This is a genomic window from Spiroplasma endosymbiont of Dasysyrphus albostriatus (genome assembly GCF_964019495.1).
GTDB lineage: Bacteria > Bacillota_I > Bacilli_A > Mycoplasmatales > VBWQ01 > Spiroplasma_E.
Genome location: NZ_OZ026447.1, coordinates 1527615 through 1544030 on the forward strand (window position 1 = coordinate 1527615; position 16416 = coordinate 1544030).

General features: G+C 24.2%; 15 protein-coding genes, 3 pseudogenes and 1 other annotated feature. Of the genes and pseudogenes, 11 read left to right on the plus strand and 7 right to left on the minus strand.

All coding sequences use genetic code 4. The features are described 5' to 3' along the window. Window positions 1-14: 14 nt before the first annotated feature. The 4 genes from AACL11_RS09100 to AACL11_RS09115 all read right to left on the minus strand — a co-directional run bounded on the left by AACL11_RS09100 (window position 15) and on the right by AACL11_RS09115 (window position 4905). Window positions 15-659 carry a nucleotide exchange factor GrpE gene (locus AACL11_RS09100; protein ID WP_338987534.1) on the minus strand — a complete coding sequence of 215 codons (645 nt, stop codon included), beginning with the start codon at window positions 657-659 and terminating at the stop codon, window positions 15-17. Window positions 660-674: 15 nt separating this feature from the next. Beyond that, on the minus strand, window positions 675-1688 hold the full coding sequence (hrcA, locus tag AACL11_RS09105) for a heat-inducible transcriptional repressor HrcA (RefSeq protein WP_252320996.1): 1014 nt from the start codon (window positions 1686-1688) through the stop codon (window positions 675-677). 83 nt (window positions 1689-1771) lie between these two features. Continuing rightward, on the minus strand, window positions 1772-3913 hold the full coding sequence (locus tag AACL11_RS09110) for an ATP-dependent Clp protease ATP-binding subunit (protein WP_252320599.1): 2142 nt from the start codon (window positions 3911-3913) through the stop codon (window positions 1772-1774). A gap of 202 nt (window positions 3914-4115) precedes the next feature. After that, a protein-coding gene (locus AACL11_RS09115; RefSeq protein ID WP_281747819.1) for an IS5 family transposase occupies window positions 4116-4905 on the minus strand; the annotation gives its coding sequence in 2 pieces (ribosomal slippage) (window positions 4116-4643 and window positions 4645-4905; 789 coding nt in all). Between the two features lie 202 nt (window positions 4906-5107). Between AACL11_RS09115 and AACL11_RS09120 the strand changes: the two genes are divergently transcribed. From AACL11_RS09120 to AACL11_RS09140, 5 genes are all read left to right on the plus strand, one after another. Continuing rightward, window positions 5108-6676, plus strand: coding sequence for a hypothetical protein (locus AACL11_RS09120; RefSeq protein WP_338987536.1), 1569 nt, complete (start codon window positions 5108-5110; stop codon window positions 6674-6676). 177 nt (window positions 6677-6853) lie between these two features. Then, window positions 6854-7213, plus strand: coding sequence for a helix-turn-helix domain-containing protein (locus AACL11_RS09125; protein ID WP_338973555.1), 360 nt, complete (start codon window positions 6854-6856; stop codon window positions 7211-7213). 28 nt (window positions 7214-7241) lie between these two features. Next, the gene (locus AACL11_RS09130; protein ID WP_338988468.1) at window positions 7242-7742 is read left to right on the plus strand and encodes an IS630 family transposase; all 501 of its coding nucleotides are present in this window, start codon (window positions 7242-7244) and stop codon (window positions 7740-7742) included. A 172-nt stretch (window positions 7743-7914) separates the two neighbouring features. Next, a complete protein-coding gene (locus AACL11_RS09135; RefSeq protein ID WP_338987538.1) occupies window positions 7915-8427 on the plus strand; it encodes a hypothetical protein in 513 nt (170 codons plus the stop codon). Between the two features lie 162 nt (window positions 8428-8589). After that, window positions 8590-9045, plus strand: a complete 456-nt coding sequence (locus tag AACL11_RS09140) for a DxFTY motif-containing membrane protein (protein WP_338957489.1) — start codon at window positions 8590-8592, stop codon at window positions 9043-9045. A gap of 97 nt (window positions 9046-9142) precedes the next feature. On the opposite strand, the gene AACL11_RS09145 is transcribed toward AACL11_RS09140, so the two are convergent. Next, a complete protein-coding gene (locus AACL11_RS09145) occupies window positions 9143-10729 on the minus strand; it encodes a PQQ-binding-like beta-propeller repeat protein (protein ID WP_338987540.1) in 1587 nt (528 codons plus the stop codon). A 138-nt stretch (window positions 10730-10867) separates the two neighbouring features. After that, complete coding sequence (locus tag AACL11_RS09150) at window positions 10868-11377, minus strand: hypothetical protein (protein WP_338987542.1); 510 nt, start codon at window positions 11375-11377, stop codon at window positions 10868-10870. 297 nt (window positions 11378-11674) lie between these two features. Continuing rightward, window positions 11675-11747, plus strand: a sequence feature (ribosomal protein L21 leader region). 11 nt (window positions 11748-11758) lie between these two features. Here AACL11_RS09150 and rplU point away from each other — a divergent pair. The 5 genes and pseudogenes from rplU to AACL11_RS09175 all read left to right on the plus strand — a co-directional run. Further along, window positions 11759-12049, plus strand: a pseudogene (rplU, locus tag AACL11_RS10575) (50S ribosomal protein L21); the annotation flags it as partial. A gap of 334 nt (window positions 12050-12383) precedes the next feature. Next, window positions 12384-12695 carry a ribosomal-processing cysteine protease Prp gene (locus AACL11_RS09160; RefSeq protein WP_338987544.1) on the plus strand — a complete coding sequence of 104 codons (312 nt, stop codon included), beginning with the start codon at window positions 12384-12386 and terminating at the stop codon, window positions 12693-12695. A gap of 2 nt (window positions 12696-12697) precedes the next feature. Continuing rightward, the gene (rpmA, locus tag AACL11_RS09165) at window positions 12698-12985 is read left to right on the plus strand and encodes a 50S ribosomal protein L27 (RefSeq protein WP_174481212.1); all 288 of its coding nucleotides are present in this window, start codon (window positions 12698-12700) and stop codon (window positions 12983-12985) included. 102 nt (window positions 12986-13087) lie between these two features. Next, window positions 13088-14260, plus strand: coding sequence for a bifunctional phosphopantothenoylcysteine decarboxylase/phosphopantothenate--cysteine ligase CoaBC (coaBC, locus tag AACL11_RS09170; RefSeq protein WP_338987545.1), 1173 nt, complete (start codon window positions 13088-13090; stop codon window positions 14258-14260). 202 nt (window positions 14261-14462) lie between these two features. Further along, window positions 14463-15041, plus strand: a pseudogene (locus AACL11_RS09175) (transposase); the annotation flags it as partial. A 33-nt stretch (window positions 15042-15074) separates the two neighbouring features. Here AACL11_RS09175 and AACL11_RS09180 read toward each other — a convergent pair. Next, a pseudogene (locus AACL11_RS09180) lies at window positions 15075-15320 on the minus strand (IS3 family transposase); the annotation flags it as partial. Window positions 15321-15403: 83 nt separating this feature from the next. On the opposite strand from AACL11_RS09180, the gene AACL11_RS09185 reads away from it, so the two are divergent. After that, window positions 15404-16288 (plus strand): hypothetical protein, encoded by an 885-nt coding sequence (locus AACL11_RS09185; protein ID WP_338986545.1) that lies wholly within the window; start codon window positions 15404-15406, stop codon window positions 16286-16288. The last annotated feature ends 128 nt before the right edge of the window (window positions 16289-16416 follow it).

Sequence of the window (16416 nt, forward strand, 5' to 3'; positions counted from 1 at the left end):
AATATTTTCACTCCTTAATTTTTCTTTGTTTCTGTTTTTTCTTCTTTAGTTTGAAAAACTTTAACTTTAGTGGTGCTAATGACACGATTATGCAATTCATAACCATTAGCTATAACTTCAACAATAGTATTATTTTTTACATTTTGATAAGCATTGTTTGTATTATCATTAATAATTTCTACTGCCTCATGTTGGTGAGAATTAAATTGATCTCCAACTTTAGCAGTAATTTCTTTTAAACCTTCTTTACCAAGTGCTTTAATTAATTCTTCATAGATAAATTTAAAACCAACTAGGAAATTTTGAACAGCTGCATTATCAGTTTTAAAGTTTAGTGCTCGTTGGAAATTTAATAAAGTATGAACTAAATCTTTAATAATTTTTTGGTTAGCATATTTAATGTGTTCTTTATTTTGAATTTCTAATTCTTTAATGGTATTTAATTTAGTAGCTAGCATTAATTGCTTTTGTTGTGAATTAATTTTATTAAGTTCTGTTGTTAATTCTTTAATTTTTGTTTCTAATTCGATTTCTTTATTTAATGATATTTTTTCTTCTTCGACACTTACTGGTGTTTCAGTAACAGGAGTTGAAATAGTTGTATCTTTAGTTTCTGTTGCTGATACGTTATCAATGTTATCTTTTTTAGCTTTTGTCATTTTATCATCTCATTTCTATTTAAAGTTTTTAATCAATGTTTGATTAATCCAATTTAGAATTTCAGTTAGTTTTTCATATTCTAAACGTTTAGGTCCAACAATTGCAATTTGTCCTTGTTCACCATCATGAACTTTAAAAGTAGTAGTAATCATTGCCATATCGTTATTTTCATTACCCAGTTCTTCACCAATTTTAATTTGTAGTTGATTATTATTTAATTCATCAAAATACATTCATGGTGATTGTGATTCAATGAATTTAATAATTGTTTTAACCTTATTAATATCATTAAATTCAGGATTTTCTAACATATATTGAACACCGTGTGTTGTTGATAGTGGTCGTGAGAAATTAATTAAAGTGTTAACAAATCCTTGAATAATATATTCTGATTTTTGTACTTGTTGTTCAAGGATTGGTTTTAATAAATTTACTTTCTCACTAATTTCACTAATTTTAGTACCAATTAATCTGGTGTTAAAAATATCAATGGCAATTGATAAATCGGTTAATGATGTTTCTTGAATATTAAACATTTTGTTTTGAACATGACCATTACTAGTAATACAAATTGTTAAAGCATTATCATTACTAATCGGTATTAATTCAATTTTTTTTAAAGTATCTTCATTAATATTAGGACCAGTAACAATACTAATCAAATTAGTCATTTCACTTAAAATACTACTAGTTTTATTTAATACTTCGGTAATTACTAAGTTACGGTTATTAAATACTTCTGCTATTTTTTTCTTCAAGATTTCTAGTTCTTGATGTTCACCCATATTCATTAAATTATCAACATAATAGCGATAACCTTTTGTTGAAGGAATACGACCACTAGAGCTATGTGCTTTTTCTAATAATCCTAATGTTTCTAATTCAACACATTCATTACGAATAGTAGCACTAGAAAAATTAATATTGTTATTATTTTCTAAAATAGTTTTGCTACCAATTGGTAATCCTGTTTTAATATATTTTTCAACAATGATTTTTAAAATTTGTGATTGTCTGTTACTTAACATTGTTCACCACCTTTTTTAGCATTCATTAACATTGAATGCCAATACTTATATAATTATAACTGAGAGTATAATAATATCAAGACTTAATTGAATTTTATTTTTTTACTGAGAATAAACATATTGTCTTTATTGATAGTAATTACCATTCGTTTGTGGGGTATTAGTTCTTCTTTAATAATAGCTTGTGCGATAATAGTTTCAATATAGTGTTGAATATAGCGTTTAATCGGTCGTGCGCCATATTCTTCATCATAAGCATCTTTTAGTATTTTATTAACTACTTCTGATTCATAAGATAATTGTAAATTTTTTTCTTGTCTTAATCGCAATAATAAAGTATCTAATTCTTTAATAATAATTTCTGTTATAACTTTTTTACTTAATGGATTGAAGATAACAATTTCATCAATTCGATTAATAAATTCTGGTCGAAATGATTTTTTTAAGATATTTAATGCTTGCTCTTTGCTGTTATCTTTACCACTTAATAGTTCTTGTGAACCAAGATTTGAAGTCATAATAATTATTGTGTTTTTAAAGTCAATTAAGAGACCATGACTGTCTGTAATTCTACCTTCATCAAGAATTTGTAATAAAATATTTAATACTTCAGGATGGGCTTTTTCGATTTCATCAAAAAGAATGATACTATAAGGATTTCTTCTTACTTTTTCGGTTAATTGTCCACCGTTTTCATAACCAACATAGCCAGGAGGTGAACCTAGTAATTTGCTAACTGCGTGTTTTTCCATAAATTCTGACATATCAATACGAACCATATTTTTTTCGCTATCAAATAAAATATCAGCTAAGGTTCTAGCAACTTCAGTTTTTCCAACACCGGTTGGACCCAAGAAAATAAATGAACCAATTGGGCGATTGGGATCTTTAATGCCAGCACGAGCTCTAATTAAAGCATCACTTACCAACTGTAGGGCATTACTTTGACCTTTAATTCTCGTATTTAAAGTTAAGGGTAATTTTAATAATTTTTCTTTTTCGGTTGCTAATAAACGAGTAACAGGAATGCCAGTTCATTTTGCAACAACTTTTGCAATATCTTCACTAGTAACATCTTCGCGTAGTAAAGGATTATCTTTTTTTATATTTTCACTATCTTTAAGTTCTTTTTCTAAGTTGGGAATAATACTATATTGTAGTTCACCAGCTTTTGTAAAATTACCTGATAATTGATACAATTCTAATTCTGATTTAGCATTTTCTAATTTATTTTTTAAACTAGTAATATGGTCTAATGCTGACTTTTCTTTGATTCATTTATCTTCTAATTGTTGTAAAGTATTTTTTTTAGTTTTTAATTGTTTATCGACTTCAATTAGTCTTGTTTGCGAGTTTTCATCTTTTTCTTTGCTTAAGGCTGCTTGTTCAATTTTTAATTGTAAGACTTTTCTTCTTATATCATCTAAATCACTAGGAACCGAAGCAATTTCAGTTTTAATACTAGCACAAGCTTCATCAATTAAGTCAATTGCTTTATCAGGTAAGTAACGATCATTAATATATTTATTAGATAGATAAACAGCTTCTCTTAATGCACTATCATGAATTTTGACACCATGATAAGCTTCAAAACGTTCTTTTAAACCACGTAAGATAGCAGTTGTATCTTCTGTTGTTGGTTCTTTAATAATCATCTTACGAAATCTTCGTTCAAGGGCTGCATCTTTTTCAATGTATTGACGATATTCGTCAAGTGTTGTGGCACCAATACAACGTAGTTCACCGCGTGCTAACATTGGTTTTAGTAAATTAGAAGCATCCATTGAACCTTGTGTTCTACCAGCACCAACAATTAAATGTAGTTCATCAATAAATAAAATAATTTTTCCATTAGAATTTTTAATTTGGTTAATAACCGCTTTTAATCGTTCTTCAAACTCACCTTGGAATTTAGCGCCAGCAATTAGTGCTCCCATATCTAGTTCATAAATAATTTTATCTTTTAAGTTACTGGGAACATCACCACGAACAATACGTTGGGCTAAACCTTCAATAATAGCAGTCTTACCAATACCAGGTAAACCGATTAAGACGGGGTTGTTTTTAGTTTTTCGTGAGAGTATTTCTTCTACTTTACGAATATCTTCATCACGTCCAATAATAGGATCCATTTTTCCTGTTTTAGCTTGTACAATTAGATTACGAGCAAATTTATCAAGAATTTTAGGATCATTACTATAGTTAGGGATTTCATTTAATTGCATAATGTCACTCCTCTTTTTAGCACTATAATTACTTGATTGCTAATCATATTAATATACTAACAAATAAAATTAGCAGTTTCAAGTAGTAACTGCTAATTTTATATTTAATTGACTTAGGGATAAGTATTTTCAATTAAAGAAACTTAATATAATATTAATATTTGTGATAGATCTTGTAGGTATTTTAGATCTTAGAACCTGTTTAGAATCTTTTTAATAAAATTGAAATAAAGGAAAGAACAACCATTTGTAAACTAGTATTTAGTTTTCTTTCACAATTTTTTCATAATCTTCTGCATTTTTCTAATCATGCAAAGCTTCGTTCTACAACTCATCTTTTTGGTAGTACTACAAAAGAATGTAATTCATTACGTTTTACAACTTCAACATTTGCATTTATGATTGTTTTGATTGCAGAAGCAAATTTTTCACCAGTATAGCCAGCATCTACTATTATTTTTTGAACTGTAGAAAGATTTTCTTTTTCACTTTTAATCATTATGATAGCACTATTACGATCTGTTTTTTCTGCTGTAGTTATGTAAATTGCATGTGGTAAACCTTGCGTATCAACTGCAATATGACGTTTTATTCCTGAAATCTTTTTACCAGCATCATAACCTTTATTTTCAGTAGTATCTGTATTTTTAACACTTTGCGAATCAATTATACAAAAACTAGTTTTTTCTTTTCGATGATTCTTAATACGAATCTTTTTAACTAATTTTTTTTAAAATTAATTGCAATACACTAGGTTCTTTATCATTGTTTTTACTTCAAATTTGGAAATAATAATATACAGTTTGTCATTTTGGAAAATTTTTTGGTAACATTCTTCATTGACAACCACTTTTTAATACATATAAAACTGCACAAAACACTTCATATAAATCTAAATTTCTTGGTTTTGTTTTCTTTTTGCTGTTTTCTAAAGTTGATTTTATGTTCTCAAATTGTTCTTTAGTAACATGACTTGGATAATTTTTATGCATATATACCTCTTATTTTAAAATATATAGTAATTTTACATTATTTTCTAAAAGATTCTAAACAGGTTCTTAAATATATATTTCTCGTGTAAATAATATATATCATATTTTTAAAAGAATTGATATACTAATTACATAATTGCTAGATAAAAATAAAAAATAGTAATTTAATAACTTTTAAATATTAAATTTATAAGGAAATATTATGAAACAATTTAAACAAAAATTAATTTTATTACTTAGTGCTAGCAGTTTATTAGTAACCTCAGTATTAAGTATTAGTTTTAATAATAAAAATCATCAAACTAGTAATAGTAAAGTTAGCGGCTTTCATATTACTGTTAAGTCATCAAATCGTAACTTAGTTAATAGTATTAAATCTTGAAATAATGATTCACAATATTTATATAATAATGTTAAAAGTACACCATTAAATGTTAATTTTGATAGTTATGATCAAATTATTAATAATGATTGAACACATAGTAATATTGAAACCAATGATATTATTAATGATCAAGGTTATAGTCAATTAAAAAGTATTATTAATGATAATAGTAGTTATTTTAAAAATGCACAAGGTTTTCTTACTGCGGGTGCTTTTGGTCATACTTTTAATGAAAAAAGTAATAATTTAATTTTACAATATCATCAAACAATTAAAGAAAGTATTGATGCAGGACTTTTTGCAACAATATATGAAGCAAGTGACATTAATACTTTAATGGAAGTTCCATATAATTTACAACCAAGTACTAATTTTCAAAAATCTAATTTTGAAACGCGTGCTAAAATATTTCCAATTGGACCATTTGCAAATACTAAGGATAGTTTTAGTAATGAAATATTTGTTTTTTATGTGCATCCTCCTTTTAAAAAATCAGGATTAGAAATTTCTATTAATAATGAAAACAGAGAAATAAAAAAAATTGTTAAAACTAATAGTAATAAAACTTTTGACTATGCTATTTTAAACCAAGATTATAGTAAAAATAAACCCACTATATATAATGTTAAATGAAATGATAGTGATGGTAGTACCGTTTTAAGACAAGAAACACTTACTATTAATAGTTCTATGCCAGACATTCAAGTTATTAATGAAAAAGAAGATAAATCTTCATTAATTCATCAATATTTTATTAATGAAGAAAAAAATAGTAATTTACAAATGATTGCTTTTAGTCAAATTAAATCAGAAGCTGTTATTACTGCTAATGTTAGTGAAGATAAATGAATATATCAGCGTGTTGATGATAATCTTGTTCCACAAGAAGAAAAGGTAACACCTATTTCAAATCAACCATTAAAAACATATCAATCTGAAGATCATACTATTTATTTATTACAAAGAATAGTAAATGATAAAGTTGATAGTTCTTCAAGACAATATTTAAATATTTATAATATTAATCCTTTATCAACTAAGTTTTCTGGTTTTACTAATTTTGCTAATAGTCAATCTGGTATTGATTTTAATCAGTATTTACAAGAAACCACTAATATAGATTGTGCAATTGATGTACTAAATCCAGGTCAATTACGTTATTGATTATTGTTTTATGAGCACGATTTAATTACTCATTTATATGCTAATGTTAAACATGATGAAAAAAATAAAAATAACCCTTTTGCCTTACCAGAAATAAAACCAAAAACAACAACTTTAATTAATAATTGAAATATTATAATTATTGGTAGTACTTTTTTATTAGTTATTATTGCTATTCCAGTAGTTATAGCAATATTAAGAAGAAAGAAAATTAAAAAGTAAGCAGTTTGGGGTAAGTCTAGTCATTATAGATATAGTTTACTAAATTTTAATCATATATAGCTAACGAAAGTAATGTTTACTCATAAATAATGTAAAATAATAATATGTAATTTAAACAATTCTTGCACTTACAAGTATAATTCAGCAATAATTAAAATAGATTAGGAAGATTAAATTATGCCAAAACCATACAGTGAGGACTTACGAAGAAAAGTAATAGAAGTTTATGAAAGTAAAAACATGAAAATTAAAGAAATTTGTAAAGTGTTCAATATCACTAGAAAGACTTTATTTTTATGAAGAAAAAGAAAGCAAAAAACCGGAAATATAAAACCAATTTTGAATTATCAAAAAGGACATAGCCACAAAATAAAGGATTTAGATGAATTAAAAAATTATTTAGCAGAAAATAAAGATGTTACAGTTCAAAAAGTAATTGAAAAATTTGGTGATATGACAAAAGAAACAGTTTATAACTATTTCAAAAAACTAAATTATACATATAAAAAAAACTTTTCTATATGAACAAAGAGATAAAAATAAACAAGAAGATTTTTTAAAAGAAATAGCGAAAATAATGAATGAAGATTTGGTATATATTGATGAATCTGGAATTGATGATAATGAATTTTATAAATATGGTTGGTCTGAAAAAGGTAAAAGATTATTTGATAATAAACCTGCATATAAAATAAAGAGAATGAGTATAATTGGTGCACTAAATAAAGGTAAATTAAAAGCTCTATGAGCATTTGAAGGACATTGCAATAGTAAAATTTTTGAATCATATGTTAAAAATATACTAATTCCAGTATTAAAGTGTGGACAAATTATAGTTTTAGATAATGCGACGTTTCATAAATCTAAAGCAACAAAACAATTAATTGAAAATGCTGGATGCAAACTATTATTTCTTCCACCATATTCTCCTAATTTAAATCCAATTGAACATTTTTGATTTGCTATAAAACATAATATAAGAAAAATATTACCAAATTATTGACCAAATATTAAAAACGCGATTGATTTTGTTTTTCAAGATATGAGTAAACATTACTTTAGTTAGCTATAGATAGTATAAAAATTTATGTAATATTGATAAAAATAATTAAATTTTCTATACTAAATATAGAAAATATGATATTATTTTTTTAAAACTTAATATAAGTTTTAAACTCATTACTTATTCAAAAGTAAATGAGTTTTTTTTATTTTTTTTAAAAAAGGAGAAGTTAATAATGACTTGATTAGAAGTAGAAAAGGCAATTGCAGATTTAGATGAAAGACAAAAAGATGAAACTAATTTTATATTAGTTGATAGTAATTATCATCCAGAAATGACTAAGAAAAAATACAAATACTGAAAAAAATTTAAAACAAAGCATTCAACAACAGCAAAAACGTTAAAAATTATTTGTGCGTCTACTAAAGGACTTGTTAAGGGGGCTTATGAAGGTGCTGTTAGAAGTACTATTATTGGTGCTGCTGGTGTTTTGGTTACAACTTTTTTTGTATCTCCACCTGCCGGCATTATTGTTGCAGGAGCTGCTGTTGCTGGTGGTGTTACTTATGCAGTTGTTAAAGGTAGTCATGTAGTTATTATAAAAGGAAAAGTAGCAGCAAAAAAATTTGATGAAAAGAAAAAAGTACAAAAACAAGATTTAGAAGAAGCACAAAAACACGCAATAAATTTTAATACAGATTTACAAAATAAAACAAAAACTAAATCAAAAAAATCAATTAATTTATAGGATAGGTAATTTTTAATTTCATTAAATTGTGGAAAACTATTTTTACTTTTATTTTAAATTTTTGTATTAAAATAAGTGTTATTTAATAAATATAAATCTTATTTAATTATTGATAAAAGCATGTTAAAATTGTAAAGAATTATATTATAGAAGAGGATAAGTATGGAAAATAAAAACCAAGAAGTTAATTTTGAAAATAATAGTGAAAATACATTTCCAAGAACTAAGTTTTTGATAAGTGTTGGCTATTTAATAATACAAGTATTAATTCCAGGGATTATTCTTTTTTTTACTACTAGTACTGATTTTACTTTTACTTTTAAATTACCTTTTTGAATAATGGTACTTTCTAGTTTAAGTTTAATCATATTTACTTTTATTATAACCTTTATTACATATAAGTTAAAATTACATCAATTAGATCAATTTACATATAGTATTCCATTTGCTTTTGTTTTATCATTATTTTATTTGTCAGGATACTTTTTAACTCCTCAACAAATTTTAATACGTTTTATTATTTCAATCGCTGGTGCTGTTATTGGTATTTTTTTAACGAGTATTATTTTATTATTAGTATTAAGAAAAAAACAAAAAAAATCATATATTAAGTTATAATAAGTGATATAAATCTAAAAAAATAAAACGAAAAAAAGGCGCGTAATATATGTTACGCACCTTTTTAAATATATGTTTTTTATTTACTGTATAAAAATTATTCAATATCTAATTCTCATACATTTGTAATTGTTCCAGCAAATAGTTTTTTATCAACTATTAATGATGAATATACTGAAGCATTTAATTCATATTTGTTTTTTACTTGACTAAAGCTTAAATCAAGTTCATAAACATTATTATTATCAGTGGTAGCATATATTTTGTTATTTAAATCTTCTATTGATAAAGAAAAAATTTTACCATCTTTCAAATTAATTTTTTCTGTTATTTCATTTTTGATTAAATCGTACTGATAAATTTTGTCTTCTGTTGCTAATATTAATTCAGTATCAGATAGTGCTTTAATATCAAAAATAATATTACTTTTATTTTTAAAATCATATTTTAATTTATGGGTTTTAGTTTCTAAATCAATTTCTCATAATTTTCCTTCACTAGTGCCAGCATATATTTTATTTTCTGTAATTTTAACTAGGGTATTTACATCACCTCAATCGTCAAAACGATATTTTTTAGTATTACCAGTATTAATATCTAATTCATAAACATTACCAATACCAGTACCAACATATAACTTATCTTTTGAACCTTCAATTAAAGTTTTAGAATCATACTTATCACCAAATCCAGTGAATTTCTTTTCTGCAGTTTCAGTTTCTAAATCAATTTCTCAAACTGTATTTGTTATTGTACCAGCATATACTTTACCATTTGATGCTTTAATTAAACTATTTATACGTTCTTCATTTAATTGATATTTATTGATTTTTGTATTATTAGTAAAATCAATCTCTCAAATATTTCCGTTCTCTGTTGCAGCAAATATTATACTATCTGAGATTTGAAGAAATTTATTTATTTTTCCATCATTTAATTCATATTTATTAGAAATTTGACCTTCACCTATGATAATTGTTAGATTAGTAGTTAAATTTTTAAATGAATCATAATTATAATTAATTTTTGCATCAATAGAACCACTAACTGTGAAGTCTTCATCTTTTAAATCAATTTCTTTATTATTAGTAATTTTGTTTAATGAAAATAAATTATTTTTAAAAGAATTTTTAATTTCAGAAATTAATGAATTTTTAATAAATTCAGCATTAATTGAATCATTTAATTCCATTACTGAACTTTGAAAATTAACTTTTTTTGTATATTTTGTTTCACTAATAGCATCAACAATTTGTTTATCTGAATATTTTACACTGATTTTTAAATCAACAAATTGATTTTTAATTTTTCCATAATTATAATTAATTTTTGCATTAATAAGTCCTATTTTTTTAAAATCATTATTATTAATTTCTTCATTTTTTTCATTTATAATTTTATTTAATGAAAATAAATCATTATTAAAATTTTTTTGATTAATTTCATCTAATGAATTTTTAATAAATTCTGAACTAATGTTTGTTTTTAATTCATCTATAGTACTATTAATTATAATATTATCAAGTGAATAATTAGTTTGATTAATTGCATTTACTATTTTTTGATCATTATTTTTTTGTTTTTCTTTTATTGCACATGATGCAATACTTAAAGACATTGGTAATACAACAGTTAATGCACCAACTGTTGCTAGCATTTTTTTGTAACTTAATTTTCTTTTCATTTTTAACCACTCCAAAGTGTTATTATATTTCCTTTCTGTTTTAATTTCAATACTTAAAAAGGAATGAGTTAAATTGAATATCAATTATATTTTCATTCCTAAATAATTTTTTAATGTTTTAATTTACTATTGATTAGTTTACATTAGTTTTAATTTATATTGATTTGTTGAAGATTTTTTTTGTGAATTTAGTGAATTTGCTTCTTTTTTTATTGAAGAAAAATCTTGAATCTTATTTACTTTTTTCTTGATTTTATATCCTTGTTTCAATATTTGATATTCTGGTCTAGATTTTACATAATTACTACCTTTATCAACAATATATTTGCCACCTTTAGCAATTATAATACCACCAGCAGTTGCTTCTAATGTATTCATTAATGATGCTTCTGGATTTAATATTGCATTTAATACACCAGCACCAGCACCACAAATTAATGATGTTCCAACTTTGGTTTTATTTTTATCTTTATGTTTTATGGATTTTTTAATTTGATAACCTGTTATTCCTCCGGCTACAGCACCAATTGCAATGTCGGTAACAGGTAGTGAATTTGTTCATGAAAGACCATCAATTGCTCCTAATCCAGCACCAATCAATGGTAAATAATCAATTGTTTCATTAACGATATTTTTATCTTTAGCCATTTCTTTTAATCTTCCTTTCTAAAAATAAAAAAACTCATTTACTTTTTAACAAGTAATGAGTTAAAAACTTATATTAAGTTTAGAAAAATAATATCATAATTTTAATAATAATTATAAAAAAATATTAATTACATAATTTAGTGTAGATATAATTATAGTTATATTAAATATTAAGTATTAAAGATATATTTTTTTATTTTTCTTTTTTTAGTAATTTTTATATTTAAATTATGTGTATAATTACTAAATTTTGTATTGCTTTTAATAAAAAATACTTTATAATATTTAAGACTGTTTATGCAGTTTCAACCGCTCTACTTTAGGTTAACAAGTGATTTATTCCACCTATAAGGCGAGTCTAAACTGGAGGTAATAAGAAAAATGTTTGTAGTTATTCAAACAGGAGGAAAACAAATTAATGTTTCCTATGGTCAAGAAATTTTTGTTGAAAAACTTGTTGGCAAAGCTAAAGATAAGATTATTTTTGACAAAATATTGATGATTGATCAACAATTCGGTAAACCTTTCCTAAAAGGTGCTGAAGTTCATGGTGAGATTATTAAACAAGATAAATCAAAAAAGATTCGAGTGTTTAAATATAAACCTAAGAAAAATTCAAAAACAATGTATGGACACCGTCAGCCATATACAAAGGTATTAATTACTGATATTTTACTTGCTGGTAAAAGTCTTGTTGATAAGAAGGCAGAACAATCAAAACCAGTAATTAAAGATGAATTAATTAAAGAAGTAATTTCTAAAGTAGTAACTCCTATTATTAAAGAGCCAAAATCAGTAGTTAGTAAAGTAAAAAAAGAACTTACAAAAGAAAAAGTTGTTAAAACTAAATCAGTTGTTAAGGATAATATTACAGAACCAGATAACACTAAAACTGTTGTTAGTGAAGGTAATTTAAAAACTATTTTTGATCATAAAAATATGACTGTTAAAGTTGTTAAAGAAGATGATGAAAATAATAAAAAATAATTTAAGGTAATATCAAATTATGGTTAAAGTTACTTATAATTACCAAAATAGTAACATTGTAGAAGTTATAATTACTGGTCATGCTAATTTTTCAAAAATTGGAAATGATATTGTTTGTGCAGGGATTTCAGCCATTGTTATTGGTACATTAAATGCACTTCATGAACTTGATAATGATCAAGTTCAAGTAATTAATAATACTGCTGGATTAGTTAAACTTAAAGTTGCTAGTTTCACTAATAATAGTCAAATCATTTTAAAAACAATGCTTTGACAATTAAAAACTATTAAAGAACAATATCCAAAATATATTAACATAAAGGAGGTGTAATTATGTTTTATAAATTAAATTTACAATTATTTGCTTCAAAAAAAGGAGTAGGTTCAACTCGTAATGGTCGTGATTCACATTCTAAACGTTTAGGTGCTAAAATTGGTGATGGACAAAGTTTAAAAGAGGGAACAATTATTTATCGTCAACGTGGAACTAAAATTCACCCTGGTGAAAATGTAGGCCGTGGTGGTGATGATACCTTATTTGCTTTAAAATCAGGAATTGTTAAGTATACTATTTTTAAAAAAAATAAAACACGAGTTTCAGTTATACTTGATAAAAAGTAAAAATAAATTTTTAATAATAAAAACCTATTTTCAATGCTATCATATTTTGAAGATAGGTTTTGTTTGTTTATTTTATGTTTAATGATATGATAGGAGAAAATAATGAAACATATTACTTTAATAATTACTGGTAGTATTGCAGCAAACAAAGCCTTAATTTTATTAAAACAATTAAAAAAAGAATTTTTAGTTGATATTATTTGTACTAAAAGTTCTTTACATTTTCTAGAAGATAAAACATTTTCTTATTATTCTGAAATGTTTGAACAAGAATCGTATGTTAAAGGAGATTTAATTACTCACACTAATTTAGCAATTAAAACAAATTTAATTGTTGTTTATCCTGCTACTATGAGTTTTATTAGTAAAGCAAATTTAGCAATTGCTGATAGTTTAGCATTATCAGTATTTTTAGCTTCCAAAGCAGAAAAGATATTATTTCCAGCAATGAATCATAATATGTATCACAATCAAAGTTTTCAAAAAAATTTATTAGAATTATCTAATTTTGAAAATATTACTATTATTCCTCCAGATTCAGGAATGTTAGCCTGTAAGATGATTGGTGATGGACGGGTTAAAAGTCCAAATAATGCATTAACAATAATTAAAGATTTTTTTAAAAAAAGTATTGATTTATCTAATAAAAAAATTTTAATTAATATTGGTCGTACTAGAACTTATATTGATCCAATTCGTTATATTACTAATAATTCTTCAGGAAAAATGGGTAAAGCATTAGTAGATGCTTTTCTTAAAACTAAGGCTAAAGTAGTATTAGTTGCAGGTGATTGTGATTTTGAAATTAAATCACAAAAAAACCTAACTATTATTGAAGCAAATACTAATGAAAAAATGTTCTTAGCAATGAAAGAAAACTTTGATAATGCTGATATTGTAATATGTGCTGCTGCTTTAAATGATTATAAAGTAAGTAAATATATTCCTAATAAAATAATTAAAAATAAAAATGAAAATTTATCTTTATCACTGATTGCTAATATTGATGTATTGGCATTTTTAGGTAAGCAGAAAACACAACAAGTTTTAATTGGTTTTGCTGCTCAAGAATTTAATGATAAAAATCTTGGTATCGAAAAAATGAAAATTAAAAATTGTGATGGTATTTGTATTAATAATATTAGTGTTATGGGTAAAAATGAAACAGAAATTAATTTTTATTTTAAAAATAATAATTATAATTTGATTGGTTCAAAAGTGGAAGTTGCTAAACAGATAGTTGATATTATAAGTAAGAATATTTTAAATTATTAATAAATAAAAATAGAATTTATTGCTTTAATATTTTTTCCTAACAATAGATTATTTTAAAAAAAATTATTTATATAGTTAACTTTATTATAAAAAATGAACAATATGATAGGTAATGTTTAGTAATCTGTGTAACTTACAAAAATAACTATGTTTAATTAGTTCTAGTAAATATAATTAATTTTCTAGAAAGAGTGAGTTACAGATGGCTAAAAAGCAAAATATTAATAACAATGATCCAATATCACAAGCAGTAGATTTATTATTAGAAAATACTGAAGATTTAACAACAGTTTTTAAAGAGGGAGGATTATATAAAGAATTAACAAAAAGATTAGTAGAAAAAATGTTGAATTCTGAGATGCAAAATTATTTAGGATATGATAAGAATCAACATAGTAATAGTGACAATGCTCGTAATGGTATAAGTTCAAAAAAATTAATAACCCAACAAGGTAAAATTGAAATTGATGTACCAAGAGATCGTAATAGTAATTTTAATCCTGTAATAGTTGCAAAAAGACAAAGAAGATTTGATGGTTTTGATCAACAAGTTCTTTCTTTATATGCAAAAGGTATGACATTATCAGATATTAGATTGCAATTACAAGAGTTATATCATGGTGCTGATATTAGTGAAAGTGTTATTAGTCAAATTACTGATGATGTTATTGATGACGTCAAAGCATGGCAAAATCGACCATTAGATACTGTTTATCCGATTGTTTATTTTGATTGTATAGTAGTTAAAGTACGACAAGATAAACGGATTATTAATAAATCGAGGCTTTTTATGGAATGGCAACACTTTTTAGGACTATTTTTTGGTAGACATTTGTTGTTGATATTTAACTGGAGTTAAGTAGTTTAAAGTGCTGTGAATTCTTATATTGTTATATCAATTGATGTAATCAAATAATTCTAATTTTAATTGGATTAATGATGTAAAATTTTTATCATTAATAAATTCGGTTTTAAAAGTTTTAAAAGTTGCTTCAGCAACAGCATTATCATAAGGACAACCTTTTTTACTTAAAGAACGGTTAATGTTGAATGCTAGTAAAAAGGGCTAAGTGGCCCCATCCAAAATCAATATATAATTTTAGATATATTTTTATTAATTCTTATTTTGAAAGAGGTATTAAAATGAAATATTTTAATCCAAGTTATTTATTTAAATTATGAATATTAAGTATTCCTTTATTTCATAATGAAAAACAAAAAGTACAATCTATGCCAATAAAATCATTAACTAACTCAATAACTTTACAAGAATCATTAACTAATTTACAACAACTACCAATTAATTTAAAACAACCTGAAATTTTTAATCATAAACATCGTCATAAAAAGTATAATAAAAAAAGACATGTTAATGGTGGTTTAGAAAATTTAGAATTTTTTAATGGTACATGTACAAATGGAGGAACTACTTTTGTAAAATTAATTAAAGAAGACTTTTACTGTGGTGTTGAAGAACCTTGAAATAATAATAAAGGAGTTGCCATTTTGCCCTATGTTTTAAAAGATAATGAATATCATTATTTATTAAATAAAGAATACAATCCATTATTTAAAAATAAGCAAATAGGTGAATATAGCACTATAACTGGTGGAGTTGAAAATAAGACTCATTATCAAACAGTTATTGATGAAATGTGAGAAGAAACTGGCATTAATGTTACTAACAAAAAAGACAAAATTTACTATTTAGGAAAACATTATGCAAACAAAATCAGCACCAAAGAATGATATTTATATGGAATTGATTTGACAAATACGAATTTAGATTTGAATGCAACTTATAAGGGAAGTGGTGATGGTTCTATTGCAGAAGAAAAAAGTTTTGCTAAATTTATTAATAAAACTATTTTAGATATGTGTAATGATGTCTTAAGTTTAGCAATTTATGGAAAATTAAATCTAAATAACAAAATGGAATCAAATTTAAATATTTCAGAAATAAATTCAACAGATTTACAAGTTCAATCTTCAACAAGCGGATATAAACCAAGCTTGCCACAAATTTAAAAACGAGATATTACAATTGTAATATCTTTATATATTTAAAATTAATTTTAAGACACCAAATTTGCTCATATACAAATGATTTAAAAATTTATATGATTTAGTATTCAAAAAATAAAATCTCTTATAGA